Annotated in this window: 16 protein-coding genes; 5 read left to right on the top strand and 11 right to left on the bottom strand. The window is 70.3% G+C overall.

What is annotated here, in order from left to right; genetic code table 11:
• Nucleotides 1–96: 96 nt before the first annotated feature.
• Nucleotides 97–1,653, bottom strand: coding sequence for a glutamine-hydrolyzing GMP synthase (guaA, locus tag AWC30_RS16750; protein ID WP_085111405.1), 1,557 nt, complete (start codon nucleotides 1,651–1,653; stop codon nucleotides 97–99).
• 27 nt (nucleotides 1,654–1,680) lie between these two features.
• Between guaA and AWC30_RS16745 the strand changes: the two genes are divergently transcribed.
• Both AWC30_RS16745 and AWC30_RS16740 read left to right on the top strand, forming a co-directional pair.
• Nucleotides 1,681–2,499 carry a beta-phosphoglucomutase family hydrolase gene (locus AWC30_RS16745; protein WP_085111378.1) on the top strand — a complete coding sequence of 273 codons (819 nt, stop codon included), beginning with the start codon at nucleotides 1,681–1,683 and terminating at the stop codon, nucleotides 2,497–2,499.
• A complete protein-coding gene (locus AWC30_RS16740) occupies nucleotides 2,496–4,877 on the top strand; it encodes a glycoside hydrolase family 65 protein (protein WP_085111377.1) in 2,382 nt (793 codons plus the stop codon). The genes AWC30_RS16745 and AWC30_RS16740 overlap by 4 nt, the downstream gene beginning before the upstream one ends.
• On the opposite strand, the gene AWC30_RS16735 is transcribed toward AWC30_RS16740, so the two are convergent.
• The 3 genes from AWC30_RS16735 to guaB form a co-directional block, all read right to left on the bottom strand.
• The gene (locus AWC30_RS16735; protein ID WP_085111376.1) at nucleotides 4,861–6,588 is read right to left on the bottom strand and encodes a GMC family oxidoreductase; all 1,728 of its coding nucleotides are present in this window, start codon (nucleotides 6,586–6,588) and stop codon (nucleotides 4,861–4,863) included. The two genes, AWC30_RS16740 and AWC30_RS16735, sit on opposite strands and share 17 nt — an antisense overlap.
• A 175-nt stretch (nucleotides 6,589–6,763) precedes the next feature.
• A complete protein-coding gene (locus AWC30_RS16730) occupies nucleotides 6,764–7,900 on the bottom strand; it encodes a GuaB3 family IMP dehydrogenase-related protein (RefSeq protein ID WP_085111375.1) in 1,137 nt (378 codons plus the stop codon).
• A gap of 53 nt (nucleotides 7,901–7,953) precedes the next feature.
• Nucleotides 7,954–9,510 (bottom strand): IMP dehydrogenase, encoded by a 1,557-nt coding sequence (guaB, locus tag AWC30_RS16725; protein WP_085111374.1) that lies wholly within the window; start codon nucleotides 9,508–9,510, stop codon nucleotides 7,954–7,956.
• A 134-nt stretch (nucleotides 9,511–9,644) separates the two neighbouring features.
• Between guaB and AWC30_RS16720 the strand changes: the two genes are divergently transcribed.
• The gene (locus AWC30_RS16720) at nucleotides 9,645–10,049 is read left to right on the top strand and encodes a DUF5319 domain-containing protein (RefSeq protein ID WP_085111373.1); all 405 of its coding nucleotides are present in this window, start codon (nucleotides 9,645–9,647) and stop codon (nucleotides 10,047–10,049) included.
• Here AWC30_RS16720 and AWC30_RS16715 read toward each other — a convergent pair whose 3' ends face one another.
• The 3 genes from AWC30_RS16715 to AWC30_RS16705 form a co-directional block, all read right to left on the bottom strand.
• Entirely contained in the window at nucleotides 10,050–11,147 is a 1,098-nt protein-coding gene (locus AWC30_RS16715; RefSeq protein WP_085111372.1) for an anti-sigma-D factor RsdA, read from the bottom strand. It lies immediately after the preceding gene.
• Nucleotides 11,140–11,718 carry a sigma-70 family RNA polymerase sigma factor gene (locus AWC30_RS16710; protein WP_085111404.1) on the bottom strand — a complete coding sequence of 193 codons (579 nt, stop codon included), beginning with the start codon at nucleotides 11,716–11,718 and terminating at the stop codon, nucleotides 11,140–11,142. Before AWC30_RS16710 ends, AWC30_RS16715 begins: the two co-directional genes overlap by 8 nt.
• Nucleotides 11,719–11,801: 83 nt before the next feature.
• Entirely contained in the window at nucleotides 11,802–12,584 is a 783-nt protein-coding gene (locus AWC30_RS16705) for a hypothetical protein (RefSeq protein ID WP_085111371.1), read from the bottom strand.
• Between the two features lie 293 nt (nucleotides 12,585–12,877).
• On the opposite strand from AWC30_RS16705, the gene AWC30_RS16700 reads away from it, so the two are divergent.
• Together AWC30_RS16700 and AWC30_RS16695 are read left to right on the top strand one after the other, a co-directional pair.
• Complete coding sequence (locus AWC30_RS16700; protein WP_085111370.1) at nucleotides 12,878–13,174, top strand: WhiB family transcriptional regulator; 297 nt, start codon at nucleotides 12,878–12,880, stop codon at nucleotides 13,172–13,174.
• A gap of 59 nt (nucleotides 13,175–13,233) precedes the next feature.
• Nucleotides 13,234–13,590, top strand: a complete 357-nt coding sequence (locus AWC30_RS16695) for a hypothetical protein (RefSeq protein ID WP_085111369.1) — start codon at nucleotides 13,234–13,236, stop codon at nucleotides 13,588–13,590.
• 85 nt (nucleotides 13,591–13,675) lie between these two features.
• Here the strand turns inward: AWC30_RS16695 and AWC30_RS16690 are convergent, their stop codons facing one another.
• From AWC30_RS16690 to AWC30_RS17870, 4 genes are all read right to left on the bottom strand, one after another.
• On the bottom strand, nucleotides 13,676–14,776 hold the full coding sequence (locus tag AWC30_RS16690) for a ferritin-like domain-containing protein (RefSeq protein ID WP_085111368.1): 1,101 nt from the start codon (nucleotides 14,774–14,776) through the stop codon (nucleotides 13,676–13,678).
• Nucleotides 14,777–15,045: 269 nt separating this feature from the next.
• The gene (groL, locus tag AWC30_RS16685) at nucleotides 15,046–16,659 is read right to left on the bottom strand and encodes a chaperonin GroEL (protein ID WP_085111367.1); all 1,614 of its coding nucleotides are present in this window, start codon (nucleotides 16,657–16,659) and stop codon (nucleotides 15,046–15,048) included.
• Between the two features lie 78 nt (nucleotides 16,660–16,737).
• Complete coding sequence (groES, locus tag AWC30_RS16680; protein WP_066852167.1) at nucleotides 16,738–17,040, bottom strand: co-chaperone GroES; 303 nt, start codon at nucleotides 17,038–17,040, stop codon at nucleotides 16,738–16,740.
• A gap of 309 nt (nucleotides 17,041–17,349) precedes the next feature.
• Nucleotides 17,350–17,861 (bottom strand): HNH endonuclease signature motif containing protein (locus AWC30_RS17870; protein WP_234808137.1); only part of this gene is annotated, 512 nt, incomplete at its 5' end.

Raw genomic sequence — 17,861 nt, 5'->3', positions numbered from 1 at the left:
TTCGTCGCCACCCGAGTGCGGCCGGCCCGCACTCCCCACGCGCGCCACATCGCGGTGGTCAGGCTCCCGGCGCAGCCCCCGCCGGCGAGCCGGCGCTCATTCCCATTCGATGGTGCCGGGCGGCTTGCTGGTGACGTCCAGCACCACCCGGTTGACCTCGGGCACCTCGTTGGTGATCCGGGTGGAGATCCGCTCGAGCACCTCGAAGGGCACCCGCGCCCAGTCGGCGGTCATCGCGTCCTCGCTGGAGACCGGCCGCAACACGATCGGGTGCCCGTAGGTGCGGCTGTCGCCCTGCACCCCCACCGAGCGCACGTCGGCCAGCAGCACCACCGGGCACTGCCAGATCTGGTGGTCCAACCCGGCCGCGGTCAGCTCCTCCCGGGCGATCGCATCGGCCCGCCGCAGGGTGTCCAGCCGCTCCGCGGTGACCTCCCCGACGATCCGGATGCCCAGGCCCGGCCCCGGGAACGGCTGGCGGGCGACGATCTCCTCGGGCAGGCCCAACTCCCGCCCGACCGCGCGCACCTCGTCTTTGAACAGCAGCCGCAGCGGCTCGACGAGGGTGAACTTCAGGTCGTCGGGCAGCCCACCGACGTTGTGGTGGCTCTTGATGTTGGCGGCGCCCGCGCCGCCACCGGACTCCACCACGTCGGGGTACAGCGTGCCCTGCACCAGGAACTCGATCTCGGCGTCACCGGCGAGCGCCTCGCGCACCGCCCGCTCGAACGCCCGGATGAACTGGCGGCCGATGATCTTGCGCTTGCCCTCCGGATCGGTCACCCCGGTCAGCGCGGTCAGGAACGTCTCCGCCGCGTCGAGGGTGACCAGCCGCGCGCCGGTGGCGGCGACGAAGTCGCGCTGCACCTGGTCGCGCTCCCCGGACCGCAACAGCCCGTGGTCGATGAACACGCAGGTCAGCCGGTCGCCGATGGCCCGCTGCACCAGCGCGGCCGCCACCGCGGAGTCCACCCCGCCGGAGAGCCCGCAGATCGCGTGGCCGTCCCCGATCTGAGCGCGCACCTGCTCGACCAGCCCGTCGACGATGTTGGCGGTCGTCCACTCCGCGCCGAGCCCGGCGAAATCGTGCAGGAACCGGCTGAGCACCTGCTGGCCGTGCGGGGTGTGCAGCACCTCCGGGTGGTACTGCACCCCGGCCAGTCGGCGGGTGCGATCCTCGAAGGCCGCCACCGGGGCACCCGCGGTGCGGGCCACCACCTCGAATCCGGCCGGGGCGGCGGTGACCGCGTCGCCGTGGCTCATCCACACCTGCTGGATGTCGCTGAGCCCGGAGTGCAGTTCGCCGCCGAGCACCGTCATCTCGGTGCGCCCGTACTCACTGCTGCCGGTGCGTTCGACGGTGCCGCCCAGGGCGCGCGCCATCGCCTGGAACCCGTAGCAGATGCCGAACACCGGCACCCCGAGGTCGAACAGGGCCGGGTCCAGTTGCGGCGCGCCGTCGGAGTAGACGCTGGCGGGCCCGCCGGAGAGCACGATCGCCAGCGGGTCGCGGGCCTTGATCTCCTCGACCGTGGTGGTGTGGGCGACCACCTCGGAGAACACCCGTGCCTCGCGGATCCGCCGGGCGATCAACTGGGCGTATTGGGCACCGAAGTCGACAACCAGAACCGGGCGCGGCGAGGATGCTGTCACGGACACGAAGTCTAACGGCGCGCGTCGATGTGGTTCGAGCGCCGTCCGGATGGCTACCCGGTGAAGACGAGCCGAAACCCGAGGAGGTCTCCTGTGCTCGGTCTACCCGATGCGGTGCGTGCCGCATTGTTCGATCTCGACGGCGTGCTGACCGACACCGCCAGCGTGCACACCAAGGCCTGGGCCGCGATGTTCGACGCCTACCTGCGGCAACGCGCCGCCGAGCGCGGTGAGAAGTTCGTGCCGTTCGACCCGGTCGAGGACTACCTGCGCTACGTCGACGGCAAGCGCCGCCACGACGGGGTGGCGTCCTTTCTGGCCAGCCGCGGCATCACCCTGCCCGACGGCGACCCCGACGACCCGCCGGGTGCCGAGACCGTCTACGGGCTGGGCAACCGCAAGAACGAGGCGTTCCAGCAGACCCTGCACGCCGAGGGCGTGACGGTGTTCGAGGGCTCGCGACGGTACCTGCAGGCCGTCGCCGACGCCGGGCTCGCCGTGGCGGTGGTCTCCTCCAGCGCCAACACCCGCGAGGTGCTCGCGCTCACCGGCCTGGACCGGTTCGTCGCGGCCCGCGTCGACGGGGTGACCCTGCGCGAGGAGCACCTGGCCGGCAAGCCCGCCCCGGACTCGTTCCTGCGGGCGGCCGAACTGCTCGACGTCGCCCCGGCCGCCGCCGCGGTGTTCGAGGATGCGCTCTCCGGGGTGGCGGCCGGCCGCGCCGGGCGCTTCGGCTATGTGGTCGGGGTCAACCGGGGCGGTGCCGCCCACGCCGAGGACCTGCTGCACAACGGCGCCGACACCGTCGTCAGCGACCTCGCGCAACTCTGCGAGGACCGCCGATGATCACCGAGAAGACGTTCCCGATCGAGCCGTGGCAGGTGCGCGAGACCTCCCTGGACCTGAACCTGCTGGCCCAATCCGAGTCGTTGTTCGCACTGTCCAACGGCCATATCGGGTTGCGCGGCAACCTCGATGAGGGTGAGCCGCACGGCCTGCCCGGCACCTATCTGAACTCCTTCTACGAGGTGCGTCCACTGCCCTACGCCGAGGCCGGCTACGGCTACCCCGAGGCCGGCCAGACCGTCGTGGACGTCACCAACGGAAAACTGATGCGGCTGACCGTCGACGACGAACCGTTCGACGTCCGCTACGGCACCCTGCTCGAACACGAGCGGGTGCTGGACCTGCACGCCGGGACGCTGACCCGTCACGCGCACTGGCGGTCCCCGGCGGGCAGGCAGATCAAGCTCACCTCCACCCGGCTGGTGTCGCTGGTGCAGCGCAGCATCGCCGCGATCGAGTACGTGGTCGAGGCCGTCGATGAATTCGCCCGGGTCACCGTGCAATCCGAACTCGTCGCCAACGAGGACCAGCCGCAGACCTCCGACGATCCGCGGGTCTCGGCGATCCTGGACAAGCCGCTGGAGGCGGTCGAATGGGAGGCCGAAGACCACCGGGCGCTGCTGATGCACCGCACCCGTGCCAGCGGATTGATGATGGCCGCCGAAATGGACCACGACGTGGAGGTGCCCGGCCGGGTCGAGGTCGAGACCGTCGCCCGCGAGGACCTGGCCCGCACCAGCATCGTCTGCGGTCTGCGCCCCGGCCAGCGGTTGCGCATCGTCAAATACATCGCCTACGGCTGGTCGAGTCTGCGGTCCCGGCCCGCCCTGCGCGACCAGGTCGCCGCCGCACTGACCGGTGCCCGCTACTGCGGGTGGGGTGGACTGCTGTCCTCCCAGCGCGACTTCCTCGACGACTACTGGGATTGCGCGGACGTCGAGGTCGACGGCGACTCGGCCATCCAGCAGGCGGTGCGGTTCGGGCTGTTCCATGTGCTGCAGGCCAGCGCCCGCGCCGAGCGTCGCGCGATCCCCAGCAAGGGGCTGACCGGAACCGGCTATGACGGTCACACCTTCTGGGACACCGAGGGTTTCGTGCTTCCGGTGTTGACCTACACCGCCCCGCACGCGGCCGCCGACGCCTTGCGCTGGCGGGCCGCCACGCTGGAGCCGGCGCGCCAACGTGCCCGCGAGTTGGGGTTGCGGGGTGCGGCGTTCCCGTGGCGCACCATCCGCGGCCAGGAATGTTCGGCCTACTGGCCGGCCGGCACCGCCGCCTGGCACATCAACGCCGACATCGCCGCCGCCTTCGAGCGCTACCGGGTGGTCACCGGCGACGAGTCCCTGGAGGCCGAATGCGGCCTGACGGTGCTGGTGGAGACCGCCCGGCTGTGGCTGTCGCTGGGCCACCACGACCGGCACGGGGTGTGGCATCTCAACGGGGTGACCGGACCCGACGAATACACCGCGGTGGTGCGCGACAACATCTTCACCAACCTGATGGCGGCCCACGGGCTGCGGACCGCCGCCGAGGCGTGCAACCGCCACCCGCAGGCCGCCCGCGAAATGGGGGTCGGCACCGAGGAACTGGCCGCCTGGCGCAACGCCGCCGACGCCGTCCACCTGCCCTACGACGAGGAACTCGGTGTCCACCAGCAATCCGAGGGCTTCACCACCCTGGCGGAGTGGGATTTCGAGACCTACCACCGTTATCCGCTGCTGTTGCATGCGCCCTACGTCCGGCTGTATCCGGCGCAGGTGGTCAAGCAGGCCGATCTGGTGCTGGCGATGCAGTGGCAGAGCCACGCGTTCACCGACGAGCAGATCGCCCGCAACGTCGACTACTACGAGCGGCGCACGGTGCGCGACTCGTCGTTGTCGGCGGCGACCCAGGCGGTGATGTGCGCCCACGTCGGGCATCTGGAGTTGGCGCACGACTACGCCTTCGAAGCCGCGCTGATCGACTTGCGGGACCTGCACGCCAACACCCGCGACGGGTTGCACATGGCGTCGCTGGCCGGGGCGTGGACGGCGCTGGTGGCCGGCTTCGGCGGCCTACGCGACGACGAGGGTGTGCTGGCGCTCAACCCGCACCTGCCCGACGGTATCGCCGGCCTACGGTTCGGTCTGCGCTGGCGCAATTTTCGGCTCGCGGTGGCGATCACCCACGACGAGGTGACCTACACGCTGCGCGACGGCTCCGACGGTCCGCTGACGATCCGGCATGCCGGCACCGACATCGAACTGTCGACCGCCGAGCCGACGACGTTGCCGATCGAGGCCTGCGAGCCGCTCCTGCCCCCACCGACGCAACCGCCCGGCCGTCAACCGCTGCACCGCCACATCCGGTCGGGCAGGCAGGTCAGCCCGTCGGAGTGATCGGCAGCCAGCGCAGCGCGCCGGGCGCCGACGTCGGCACCACCGGGTGGTTCGGCGCGACCGGGTTCAGCCGCCGGTAGCCCTCGCCCTGCGCGGGCCGCAGATCGGCCTCGCCCTTGTTCGGCCATAGCGACGCGGCCCGCTCGGCCTGGGCGGTGATCGACAGCGACGGGTTCACCCCGAGGTTCGCCGAGATCGACGTGCCGTCCACGACATGCATCGTCGGGTAGTTGTACACCCGGTGATAGGGGTCGATCACACCGTGGTCGGCGTCCTTCCCGATCACCGCCCCGCCCAGGAAGTGCGCGGTCAGCGGGATGTTGAACAGCTCGCCCCAGGTGCCGCCGGCCACCCCGTCGATCTTGGCGGCGATCCGACGGGTGACCTCGTTGCCCACCGGGATCCAGCTGGGGTTCGGTTCGCCGTGGCCCTGCTTGCTGGAGTAGCGGCGCCCGCCGAGCCGACCGCGCCTGGTGAAGGTGGTGATCGAGTTGTCCAGGTGCTGCATGACCAACGCGATCACGGTCCGCTCGCTCCACTGTTTCGGGTTGAGCAGTCGCAGGATGTGGCGCGGGTCCTCGCGGGCCTGGTCGATCAGCTGACGCCAGCGCGGCACGTCGGTGCCCTGCGGGCCGGCGCCGTCGGTCATCAACGTCTGCAACAGGCCCATCGCGTTGGACCCCTTGCCGTAGCGGACCGGCTCGACGTGGGTGTCGCCGGTGGGGTGGATCGACGAGGTGATCGCCACCCCGTGGGTCAGGTCCAGCTCCGGGTTGACGTTCAACGTCGCCGCCCCAACGATGGATTCGGAGTTGGTGCGGGTCAGCACGCCGAGTTTGTCGGACAGCTTGGCCAACTTCCCGGTGTCGCGCATCTTGAACAGCAGCCGCTGGGTGTTGTAGGTGCCGGCCGCCAGGATCAGGTGGGTGGCGGTGAAGGTGCGCCGGCGCCGCCGCAGCCACGACCCGGTGCGCACCGTGGTGACCTCCCACAGCCCGTCGGGGCGCTGCTCGAACCCGGTCACCGTGGTCATCGGGTGGACCTGCGCACCGGCCGATTCGGCCAGCCCCAGGTAGTTCTTCACCAGGGTGTTCTTGGCGCCGTGGCGGCATCCGGTCATGCATTCGCCGCATTCGATGCAGCCGGTGCGGGCCGGGCCTGCGCCGCCGAAGTAGGGGTCGGGCACCGTCTTGCCCGGTGTCTTCTCGCCGTCCGGGCCGAAGAAGACCCCGACCGGGGTGGGCACGAAGGTGTCGCCGACACCCATGTCGTCGGCGACCTCCTTCACGATGCGGTCGGCGTCGGTGAAGGTCGGGTTCTTGACCACCCCGAGCATCCGCTGCGCCTGCTCGTAGTGCGGGGTCAACTCCGCGCGCCAGTCGGTGATGTCGCGCCACTGCGGGTCGGCGAAGAACGGCTCCGGCGGGACGTAGAGCGTGTTGGCGTAGTTCAGCGACCCGCCACCGACCCCGGCTCCGGCGAGCACCATGACGTTGTCGAGCAGATGGATGCGCTGGATGCCGTAACAGCCGAGTTTGGGTGCCCAGAGGAATTCGCGCAGGTGCCAGGAGTTCTTGGCGAACTCGTGGTCGGCGAAGCGGCGGCCGGCCTCCAGAACCCCGACCCGGTAACCCTTCTCGGTGAGCCGCAGTGCGCTGACACTGCCACCGAAACCCGAGCCGATGATGAGCACGTCGTAATCAGGCTGCATCGCCTCAGCTTACTGACCGGTAGCGCGAATCTCTGCCGGTTGGCCGGGCGGGACGGCCGGCCACCGGGGGTGGTCCCTGAAATCGACGTCCAAACGGCCGAACAGCCCGATTTTTCGCCCTATAGAGCCGCCAGGACGTCGATTTCAGGGAAGCGTGCCGCGGGCGGCGCCGAAATCAGGCCCCGACGGTCAAACCGACCTTCTGGAATTCCTTCAGATCGCAGTAGCCGGCCTTGGCCATCGCCCGGCGCAGCCCGCCGACCAGGTTCAGCGAGCCGAACGGGTCGTCGGACGGCCCGGAGAGCACCTGGTCGAGGGTGGGGCGCTCACCGAGCGCGATCTGCAGCAGCGCCCCACGCGGCAGTGACGGGTGGGCGGCCGCGGACGGCCAGTACCAGCCGCCGCCGAGGGCCTCCTGGGAGGCCGCCAGCGGGGTGCCGAGCATCACCGCGTCGGCGCCGCAGGCGATCGCCTTGGCCAGGTCACCGGAGGTGTGGATGTCGCCGTCGGCGATCACGTGCACGTACCGGCCGCCGGTCTCGTCGAGGTATTCGCGGCGCGCGGCAGCGGCGTCGGCGATCGCGGTGGCCATCGGCACGCTGATCCCCAGCACCTCATCGGAGGTTGTCGCCCCGGCGGTAGAGCCGTAGCCGACGATGACCCCGGCCGCGCCGGTGCGCATCAGGTGCAGCGCGGTGCGGTGGTCGAGCACGCCGCCGGCCACCACCGGGATGTCCAACTCGGAGATGAAGGTCTTGAGGTTGAGCGGCTCGCCGTTGTTGGCCACCCGCTCCGCGGAGATGAGCGTGCCCTGGATGACCAGCAGTTCCACCCCGGCCGCCACCAGCGCCGGGGTGAGCGCGGCCGCGCTCTGCGGGCTGACCCGCACCGCGGTGGTCACCCCGGCCTCCCGGATCCGGGCGACAGCGGCGCCGAGCAGGTCGGGGTTCAGCGGGGCGGCGTGCAACTGCTGCAGCAGCCCGACCGCGGCGGTCGGCTCGGGTTCTTTGGCAGCGACCTCCAGCAGTTGTGCGACCCTGGCCTCGACGTCGGCGTGCCTGCCGATCAGCCCCTCCCCGTTGAGGACCCCCAGCCCGCCCCGCCGGCCCAGTTCGATGGCGAACTCCGGGGAGACCAGCGCGTCGGTGGGGTGGGTGAGCACCGGGATCTCGAAGCGGTAGGCGTCGAGCTGCCAGGCGGTCGACACGTCCTGGGAGGAGCGGGTGCGCCGCGAGGGCACGATGTTGACGTCGGCGAGTTCGTAGGTGCGCCGCGCGGTGCGGCCCAGGCCGATTTCAACAAGGTCACGCATGCGAGGTCCCCTTTATACGGATCGGCTGGACGGATCGGACGGTGCCGCACCCATCAGCGGGCGTAGTAGTTCGGCGCTTCGACGGTCATGGTGATGTCGTGCGGGTGGCTCTCCTTGAGCCCGGCCGCGGTGATCTGGACGAACTGCGCGCGCTGCAGTTGCTCGATCGTCGACGCCCCGGTGTAGCCCATCGCGGCCCGCAGACCGCCGGTGAGCTGGTGGACGACGGTGGACAGCGGCCCACGGTAGGGCACCCGGCCCTCGATGCCCTCCGGGACCAGCTTGTCCTCGGAGAGCACGTCGTCCTGGAAGTAGCGGTCCTTGGAGTAGGACTTGGCTGCCGCGCCGCCGGAGCCGCGGCCCTGCATGGCACCGAGCGAGCCCATGCCGCGGTAGCTCTTGAACTGCTTGCCGTTGACCAGGATCAGCTCGCCGGGCGATTCGGAGGTCCCGGCCAGCAGCGAGCCGAGCATCGCGGTGGAGGCGCCCGCGGCCAGCGCCTTGGCGACGTCGCCGGAGTACTGCAGCCCGCCGTCGGCGATTACCGGCACCCCGGCCGGGCCGCACGCGGCGACGGCTTCCAGGATCGCGGTGATCTGCGGGGCGCCCACCCCGGCGACCACCCGGGTGGTGCAGATCGAGCCCGGGCCCACCCCGACCTTCACCGCGTCGGCGCCGGCCTCGACCAGGGCGGCCGCCGCGGCGCGGGTGGCGATGTTGCCGCCGACCACCTCGACACGGTCGCCGACCTCGGCCTTGAGCTTGCCGACCATGTCCAGCACCCGGCGGTTGTGCGCGTGGGCGGTGTCGACCACCAGCACGTCGACGCCCGCGTCGACCAGGGTCATCGCCCGCACCCAGGCGTCGTCGCCGACGCCGATGGCCGCACCGACCAGCAGCCGACCGTCACTGTCCTTGGTGGCATCCGGGTGCTGCTCGGTCTTGACGAAGTCCTTCACCGTGATCAGCCCGGTGAGCTTGCCGTGGCCGTCGACGATCGGCAGCTTCTCGATCTTGTGGCGGCGCAGCAGCCCCAGCGCCGCGTCGGCGGTGACGCCTTCCTGCGCGGTGATCAGCGGCGCCTTGGTCATCACCTCGGCGACCGGCTTGTTCTGGTCGACCTCGAAGCGCATGTCGCGGTTGGTGATGATGCCGACCAGCGCGCCCTGATCGTCGACCACCGGCAGCCCGGAGATGTGGAAGCGGGCGCACATCGCGTCGACCTCGGCCAGCGTGTTGTGCGGGCGGCAGGTCACCGGGTCGGTGACCATGCCGGCCTCCGACCGTTTCACGGTCTCGACCTGGCCCGCCTGGGCGTCGACCGGCAGGTTGCGGTGCAGCACGCCCATGCCGCCGGCGCGCGCCATCGCGATCGCCATGCGGGACTCGGTGACGGTGTCCATCGCCGAGCTGACCAGCGGGACCTTCAGCCGGATCTTGCGGGTGACCTGGCTGGAGGTGTCGGCGGTCGCCGGGATGACGTCGGATGCCGCGGGTAGCAGCAGCACGTCGTCGAAGGTGAGCCCGAGGGTCGCGACCTTGTTCGGATCGTCGCCGCCGGTGGGCACCGGTGTGCCGGCATCGGTGCGTGGGGACGAGCCACTGGTCATCGACGGGCCTCCATAACCGTGCGGGGTGAGACCGCCATCCTAATGCGCCCCGGCGGCGTTTTCCGCAGGCCCGTCGCCGGGCCGCGATTCGGTGGCCGCTGGCTTCCGGTGTGCGCCCTGCGTAGGGTGTAGGCGTGCGTGACCATCTGCCTCCGGGTCTGCCGCCGGACCCGTTTGCTGACGACCCGTACGACCCGTCGGCCGCATTGGACGACATCGAGCCGGGCCAGCCGCTGGACCCGCATGAGCGGACCGCGGTGGAGGCCGACCTCGCCGATCTGGCGGTGTACGAGGCGTTGCTGGCCCCCCGGGGGATCCGTGGTCTGGTGGTCTGCTGCGACGACTGCCACGAGGACCACTACCACGACTGGGACATGCTGCGCGCCAACCTGCTGCAGCTGCTGGTCGACGGCACGGTGCGCCCGCACGAGCCGGCGTACGACCCGGAGCCGGACTCCTATGTCACCTGGGACTACTGCCGCGGTTACGCCGACGCCTCGCTCAACGAGGCCGCCTCGGAGACCGAGGGCTACCGCTAACTAGTTTTCCGCGCCGGAATCGGCCGGCTCGGCCGGGTTCGGGGCGTGCTCGGCAGGGTTCGTGGCGTGCTCGCCCGGCTCCGCCGGCGCCTTCCGCTCCTCGTTCTCTGCCGCCGGCACGGTCGTCGCCGGGCTTTCCGCGCGGGGCGCCTCGGCCGGCGTGGTCTCGCCGGTGTGCTTGGCGGGCGGCTGCGCGGGCGTCGTGGTGGCCGGCGGCGCCGTGGTCTTCCCGGTCTCCGTCGGCGCGGTCGTCTTCCCGGGCTCCGGCGGCGCGGTCGTCGTCTCGGTCTCCGTCTCCTCGTCAGTCGACTGCTCGGTTTCCGACGGCGCTGCGCCCTCCGAGGTCTTGCCCGGCTCGGACGGCTCCGACGTCGCCGACGTGTCCGAGGGACCCGTCGTCTCCGCCGGCGAGGTGGACTCCGCGTCGGGATCGGTCGACAGCGTCACCGACGTGCTGCCCTCCACCGGCGGCACGGCCGGATCCGATTCCGGGGCCGGCGGCACGGTCGCCTCGGGGTCGCGGTGCTCGACCTTGACGTTGAGTTCGTTCCACTGCTCAAGCAGTTCCTGCTTGCGGTCGGCGTTGTTGACGTTCTGGACGGTGTCACTGACCTCGGCGAGTTTGTCCTTGGCCTGGTCCCACTGGCCGTCGTGGATCATCTGCTGGACCTTGGCGAACTCGGTCTGCGCGACCAGCGCCACCCGGTCGTCGCGCACCTCCGGCGGCTCACCGAACAGCGTGCTGCGCAACCCGTAGAGCGCGTCACCCGGCTGGGCGGTCGCCAGCACGGCGCCGAAGCCACCCAACCCGAGCACGGTCGCGGCCACCGTTCCGACCAGCGCGAGTCCGCGCCGGGAGTGCGGGACGTGCGGGGTGCGCCTGCGGCCGCGTTCCAGCGCGGCCACGGCCTGGTTCTCGGCGACCAGCCCGGTCGCCGGTGGCCAGCGGGTCTCGTCGCGCCAACCCGCCAGCAGGTCGACGAGGGCCCGGTCGGCGGGGTCGCCGGGCGGCGGCGGCTGGCCGGCGGCGAGGGCGTCGAGCAGCCGGTCGCTGCGGGCCACCGCATCCAGGTCGGGGGTGCGGCCGTTGTCAGCCATGGGCACCTCCGGTGGCCACGATCTCCGAGCGCAGCCGGGTCAGCGCCCGATGCTGAGCCACCCGGACCGCGCCCGGCGTGCTGCCGACCGCGGCGGCGGTCTCCTCGGCGCTCAACCCGACGACGACCCGCAGGATCAGGATCTCGCGTTGCTTGTCCGGCAGCACCTGCAGCAGCCGGTTCATCCGGGCGGACGCGTCGGCGTCGATGGCCCGCTGTTCGGGGCCGGTGTCCGGCGCCGCCCTCTCCGGCACCGATTCGGTGGCGTACGCGCGGTTGCGCGCTCCGGCGCGATGCGCGTCGGCGACCTTGTGCGCCGCGATCCCGTAGACGAAGGCCAGGAAGGGCCGTCCCTGGTCCCGGTATCGGGGCAGCGCGGTTATGGTGGCCAAGCAGACCTCCTGTGCCACGTCGTCAGCCGACTGACCGCTCCGCTCCCCGGCCCCGACCCGGGCCCGGCAGTACCGCACCACCAGGGGGCGGATGGTCTCCAATACCTCACGGAGCGCATCGCGATCGCCGGCCACGGCCGCAGCCACGGCAGCGTCGAGATGGTCTCCATGAAGAGTCATCGACCGCGGCATCTCCAACGTTACGGACCGGGCGGATCCCGGGCGTGTGGCAACTGTCCACGATAACGAGCGAGTGCCAGCGGTCAGGGGTTGCGCCACACCCCGCCGCGTTGCCGTATCCGCTCGGCGGCGTCGTCGCGCAGGTCAACGACCTGCCGGGCGGCGCGTGACCCGCTGCCGATCCCGTCCAGCAGGCAGCCCGCCGCCCACCGCAGCGGCATCAGCCCGAGCTCCTCGGCGGCGGCCAGCGCGGTGTCGGCGGCCCGGCGGGCCGCGTCGACTCGCCCGGCGGTGCACAGCGCGGCCGCGGCCACCAGATCGCTTTTGACCCGGTGGCGGGCCAGATCGGTGTTCGCGACGAGTTCCTGGGCGCGGCGGGCCAGGCGGATCGCCTCGGCGCCGTCGCCGGTGGCCATCGCGAGTTCGGCGCCCACCCAGGCTCGGCGTACCGGCTGGCGCGCCGCCGACGGGGTGGGCAGTCGGTCGGCGCGGGCCAGCAGCGCCGCCGAGGCGGCGAAGCGCCCGACGCCGAGGGCGTCGGCGGCCAGCCCGACCAACGCGTCGGCGGCCGCTTCGGTGTCTTCACCGGCGAGCAGCAGGGCGCGGCCGTCGTAGCCGCGGGCGCGGGTGTGCCAACCGAGTTGGCGCCACAAGGAGGCCGTGGTGCTGAGAGCGAGCGACGCCAGCGGCCCGGCCGGGACGGTGCGGCGCAGCATCGCCAGTTCGGCGTGCGCACTGGCGTACCGGCCCTGCCCGCCGGCGGCGACCGCGCGCAGCCACCGCTGCCGGTGCGTCGTGGCGGCTGGCAGCGGCCAGCATCCCGGGTCCGGCCCGAATGCGACGGCACTCAATGTGTCCAAAGTCATTGCCGACCTATTTTAGTAAATTATTTGTGGTTGCTACGTTACGGGCACGTTACGCACCCGTGGAGGCATTTCTTCCCGCGTTTCCCGCGCCGACACATGGCGAGAAACATCCTGGGAGAACACCGATCTGGATCGCGGTCGCGTCCGCGCCGAGGTTGTTCGAAATGAACAGACGGTAAATACTTTCGCTCTCGCAATTTTCGCCGCGCGGTCGACGGAAATTGACTCGATTCCGACGCGCTGTCTACGTTGAATTCGACGATCGTTGAATTCAACGAGCGAAAGGGGTTTTCATGGCTGTGCCGGAATCGCATCTCAACCCCTACACCGATCTGTGGGACTGGCAACTCCACGGCGCGTGCCGTGGCGCCGACTCGTCGGTGTTCTTCCATCCCGACGGCGAGCGGGGTACCGAGCGTCTGCTGCGCGAGCAGCGTGCCAAGGCGCTGTGCCGGACCTGCCCGGTGCTGGCCGAATGCCGCGCGCACGCGTTGCGCGTCGCCGAGCCCTACGGCATCTGGGGCGGGCTCTCCGAATCCGAACGTGCCCGGCTACTGCGGCGCGGGGACCGTCGGCGCCGCAGCGCCTGAGCGATCGGAACCGGCGAACCACGCCGGTAGCCGAGACAACCGCCCTGCACCGGGGCAAGATGAGCGCCGTGGCAACCACGGTGGTCGCATCTCATGCGACGGTGGCCAGCGCCGGCGTCGCCGGGTCGGTGGCCACATCGGCCAGCGCGGGGGTGGCCGGCTCGATCGTCACCGCGGGCAGCGCAGGAGTCGCCGGCTCGATCGCCACCGCCGGCAGCGCAGGTGTCGCCGGCAGCATCCTCACCGCGGCCTCGGCGGTGATCGCCGGAGGCATCGGGTGCGTCGGCTGTGCGCTCTGCCGACGCTGTGTGGCCTGCCTGGGCTGTTTCGGCTGCACCGGATGCCTGGGCTGTGTGGGCTGCTACAACTGCTCGGGCCTGCGGTTCGCGGTCGGTCTGCGCGACGTGCACGTCTGAGTCGGCGGGATGCTGCGGGCGCCTCCCCGTGGTGATCCCACGTCCACCCGTAGACGCGGTCCATGAGCGAGGCTCGACCCGCGGCTCAGTTCGCGCCCGCCGCGATCACCTGATCGACCTCTGCCGCGCGAGCGGCCATCTCCGACTGGTCGTTGTCCAGCGCCTCGGCCTGATCCTCATCGTCTTTCATCAGCGCCTCGATGTCGGCACCGGCCAGGTCGAGCACGCCCATGTCGGTGAAGGCCCGCCGGACCTTGTCGCCCCACAACCCGATGTCCTTGACGATCGGCACGATGCGGCTGAACAGGTGGGACCGGAACTGAGCCATCACCGGTGAGTTGTCGACCCACTCCGAGCACGTTTTCACGTCGAGGCCGAGGGTTTCGAATACCTCCTCGCCGCGGAACCGGTCGCGCATCAGATAGCAGGCGTCCACGACGAACTCTTCCCGCTCGTCGCGCTCGGTGTCGGTCAGCGCGGCGTAGTAATCCTTCAGCGAGATCCGACCGAACGCGACGTGGCGGGCCTCATCCTGCATGACGTAGGCCAGCACCTGCTTGGCCAGCGAACCCGGCGGCACCAGGTCACGCAACACTCCGAAGGCGGCCAACGCGAGGCCTTCGATGAGGACCTGCATGCCCAGATACGGCATGTCCCAGCGTGAGTCGCGCAGGGTGTCATCGAGCAGTGCGGTCAGGTTGGTGTTGATCGGGTAGACCAGCCCGACCTTCTCCTGCAGGAACCGCGAGAACGTTTCGACGTGCCGCGCCTCGTCCATCGTCTGGGTGGCCGCGTAGAACTTCGCATCGAGATCCGGCACCACCTCGACGATCTTGGCGGCGCAGACCATCGCCCCCTGTTCGCCGTGCAGGAACTGGGAGAACTGCCAGGCCTGGGAGTGCTGTCGCATCTCGGCGCGGCGGGCATCGTCGGCGGCCTCCCACATCGGGCTGCCGAACAGCGGATGGAACTCGTCGGGCAACCCGACCGGGTTCATCGGGTCGACGTCTTGGGCCCAGTCGATCCGCGACTGCGCATCCCACTGCTTGTCCTTGCCCTTTTGATACAGGCCGAGGAGTCGGGCGCGTCCCTCGTCGTACTCCCACGTGAAGCGAGCCTCGCCGGTGCAGGGAACCTGCCACGAGTACGGCGCGGGTACCTCGGTGTACCTATCCCTCGTGGTCATGGTGGCCGCCTCTCTGCCCCGCTGTGACCAGGTGGTCTGGTGTCAATCTGCGCTGTGTCAGCGGCACTGTCAACCCCGTGTTCGGGCGCGTCCGGTACCGGCCGCCGCAGACACCCGGCAGCCGCCAACGGGCACCGCCGCCCGCCGAGCGTGCGGCGTGTCGGCGTCGTTTGGACGTCAGCGCAACAACACGCCGCACACTCGACGGCGGGAGCGGACAAGAAGACACCCCCCGGCCGGAGGGCCGAGGGGTGTCTTCGACGAAACCGCTAGTGCATGTGACCGTGCCCGGCGTGCTCGTCCTCCTCGGCGGGCTTGTCCACCACCGCGGTCTCGGTGGTCAACACCATCCGAGCCACCGAGGCGGCGTTCTCCAGCGCCGACCGGGTCACCTTGACCGGGTCGATGATGCCGGCGCCGGCAAGGTCGCCGTACTCCAGCGTCGCGGCGTTGAAGCCCTGTCCGACCGGCAGTTCCACCACCTTGGCGGTCACCACCTGGCCGTCAAGACCGGCGTTGGTGGCGATCCAGTGCAGTGGGGCGGCCAACGCGGCGGAGACGATGTCGACACCGAGGGCCTCGTCGCCGGAGAGCTCGGACCGCAGCTTCTCCAGCGCCGACCGGGTCTGCAGCAGGGCCGCACCGCCACCGGCGATGATGCCCTCCTCGACCGCGGCCTTGGCAGCGGCGACCGCGTCGTCGACCGCCGCCTTCTTCGCCTTCAGCTCGGTCTCGGTCGCAGCACCGACCTTGATGACCGCGACGCCGCCGGCCAGCTTGGCCAGCCGCTCCTCGAGCTTCTCGCGGTCCCAGTCGGAGTCGCTGGCCTCGATCTCCGCGCGCAGCTGCTTGGCCCGGTCGGCGACCGCCTCATCGCTGCCGCCGCCGTCGACGATGACGGTGTCGTCCTTGCCGACCACGACGCGGCGGGCACTGCCGAGCACCTCCAGGCCGACTTCACGCAGCAGCAGCCCGACGTCCGGGTTGACCACCTGCGCGCCGGTGACCACCGCGAGGTCCTCCAGGAACGCCTTGCGCCGGTCCCCGAAGTACGGGGCCTTGACCGCAACCGCCTTGAGGGTCTTGCGGATGGAGTTGACGACCAGCGTCGAGAGCGCCTCCCCTTCGACGTCCTCAGCGATGATCAGCAGCGGCTTACCGGCTTCGGCGACCTTCTCCAGCAGCGGCAGCAGGTCGGGCAGCGAGCTGATCTTGTCGCGGTGCAGCAGGATCAGCGCGTCCTCCAGCACGGCTTCCTGCAGGTCGAAGTCGGTGACGAAGTAGGCCGACAGGTAGCCCTTGTCGAACCCGACCCCGTCGGTGATCTCCAACTCGGTCTGCAGCGTGGAGGACTCCTCCACGCTGACCACACCGTCGCCGCCGACCTTGCTCATCGCCTCGCCGACCAACCGGCCGACCTGCGCGTCCCGCGAGGAGACCGTGGCGACCTCGGCGATCCCGGCCTTCTCCGACACCGGGGTGGCCGCGGCCAGCAGCGCCTGGGAGACCGCTTCGGCGGCTTTGGCGATGCCGGTACCGAGCGCGATCGGGTTGGCGCCGGCTGCGACGTTGCGCAGCCCGGCCTTGACCAGCGCCTGCGCCAGCACCGTGGCAGTGGTGGTGCCGTCACCGGTGACGTCGTTGGTCTTGGTGGCCACCGACTTGAGCAGCTGGGCGCCCAAGTTCTCGAAGGGGTCCTCCAAGTCGATCTCGCGGGCGATGGTCACACCGTCGTTGGTGACCGTCGGGCCGCCGAACGCCTTGTCCAACACCACGAACCGACCGCGCGGACCGAGGGTGACCCGGACCGCGTCGGCGAGTTGGTCGACGCCGGCCTCCAGGGCACGGCGCGCGGTTTCGTCGTACTCAATTAGCTTGCTCATGGTCTTTTCCTTTAACGCGGTCCGCCCCGGAAATCACCCGCGCGGCATGCGCGAGGATCGCCGGGGCGGAACACGGTTTTACTTGGAGACGACAGCCAGCACGTCGCGGGCCGACAGGATCAGGTACTCCTCGTTGTTGTACTTGATCTCGGTGCCGCCGTACTTGCTGTAGATGACGACATCGCCCTCGGACACGTCCAGCGGGATTCGCTTGGCGCCGTTCTCGTCCCACCGGCCGGGGCCGACGGCGACGACGGTGCCTTCCTGCGGCTTCTCCTTGGCGGTGTCCGGGATGACCAGACCGGACGCGGTCGTGGTCTCGGCCTCGTTGGCCTGAACGAGGATCTTGTCCTCGAGTGGCTTGATGTTCACGCTCGCCACGATTGGAGCCCTCCACTTGATCAGCGTGTGGGTGCGGGGCTGATCCCCGCACCCGTCGGAATTAGGTGTTACGGCATTCGTCCGGGTTCCCACACCGTCGTCGCGGGTGCCGGCACGGAAACCGTTCGACTGCCACCTAGCACTCTATACATGAGAGTGCTAGCACTCAAGAGCGGGCCGTGCTTTATCGAGATTCGGTCGGGCCCGACGTCCGGGCCGCCGGCGCGGCGCTCCTCGCCCCCGCTGACACGTCGACCAGTGCGCCCGGCCGTTGCTCGGGTGCCGCGGGGTCATGAAGAGGTTTCGGCGTCAGGGTCCGTCGCCGTCGCCGTCGCTGTCGTTGTCGCTGTCTTCATTGGTGTCGGTGTTTCCTCCGCCGGTTTCGTGGAGGAGTTTTTCGGGGTGGTGGTAGTGGTTGGTGCGGGGTTGGCCGCGGTCGAGGTGGGGTGGGGGGATGGTTTCGGTTTCGTTGTTGTGGTTTTTGCGGGTGGTCCAGTTTTGGGTGTTGAGGAGTCGGTGGTGGGGGCCGCAGCGCAGGGTGAGTTCGTCGGCGTGGGTGCGGGGTTGTTGGGCGTAGGGGGTGATGTGGTGGACTTCGGTGCAGTTGGCCGCCACGGTGCAGCCGGGGTGGGTGCAGCCGCGTTCGGTGGCGTAGAGCAGCAGGCGTTGTGCGGGGTTGGCTAGGCGTTTGGCGTGGTAGAGGGCTAGGGGTTTGGCGCCGTCGAAGATGGCGAGGTAGTGGTGGGGACTGCTGCACGGATAGGTGACATCTGATCTGTGGTGCCGAGAGGGTGCCACTGGAAGGATGAGTCCCATGCCTA

The organism is Mycolicibacillus trivialis (genome assembly GCF_002102395.1).
Classification (GTDB): Bacteria; Actinomycetota; Actinomycetes; order Mycobacteriales; family Mycobacteriaceae; genus Mycobacterium; species Mycobacterium triviale.
This window is presented reverse-complemented; position numbering and strand designations above follow the sequence as displayed.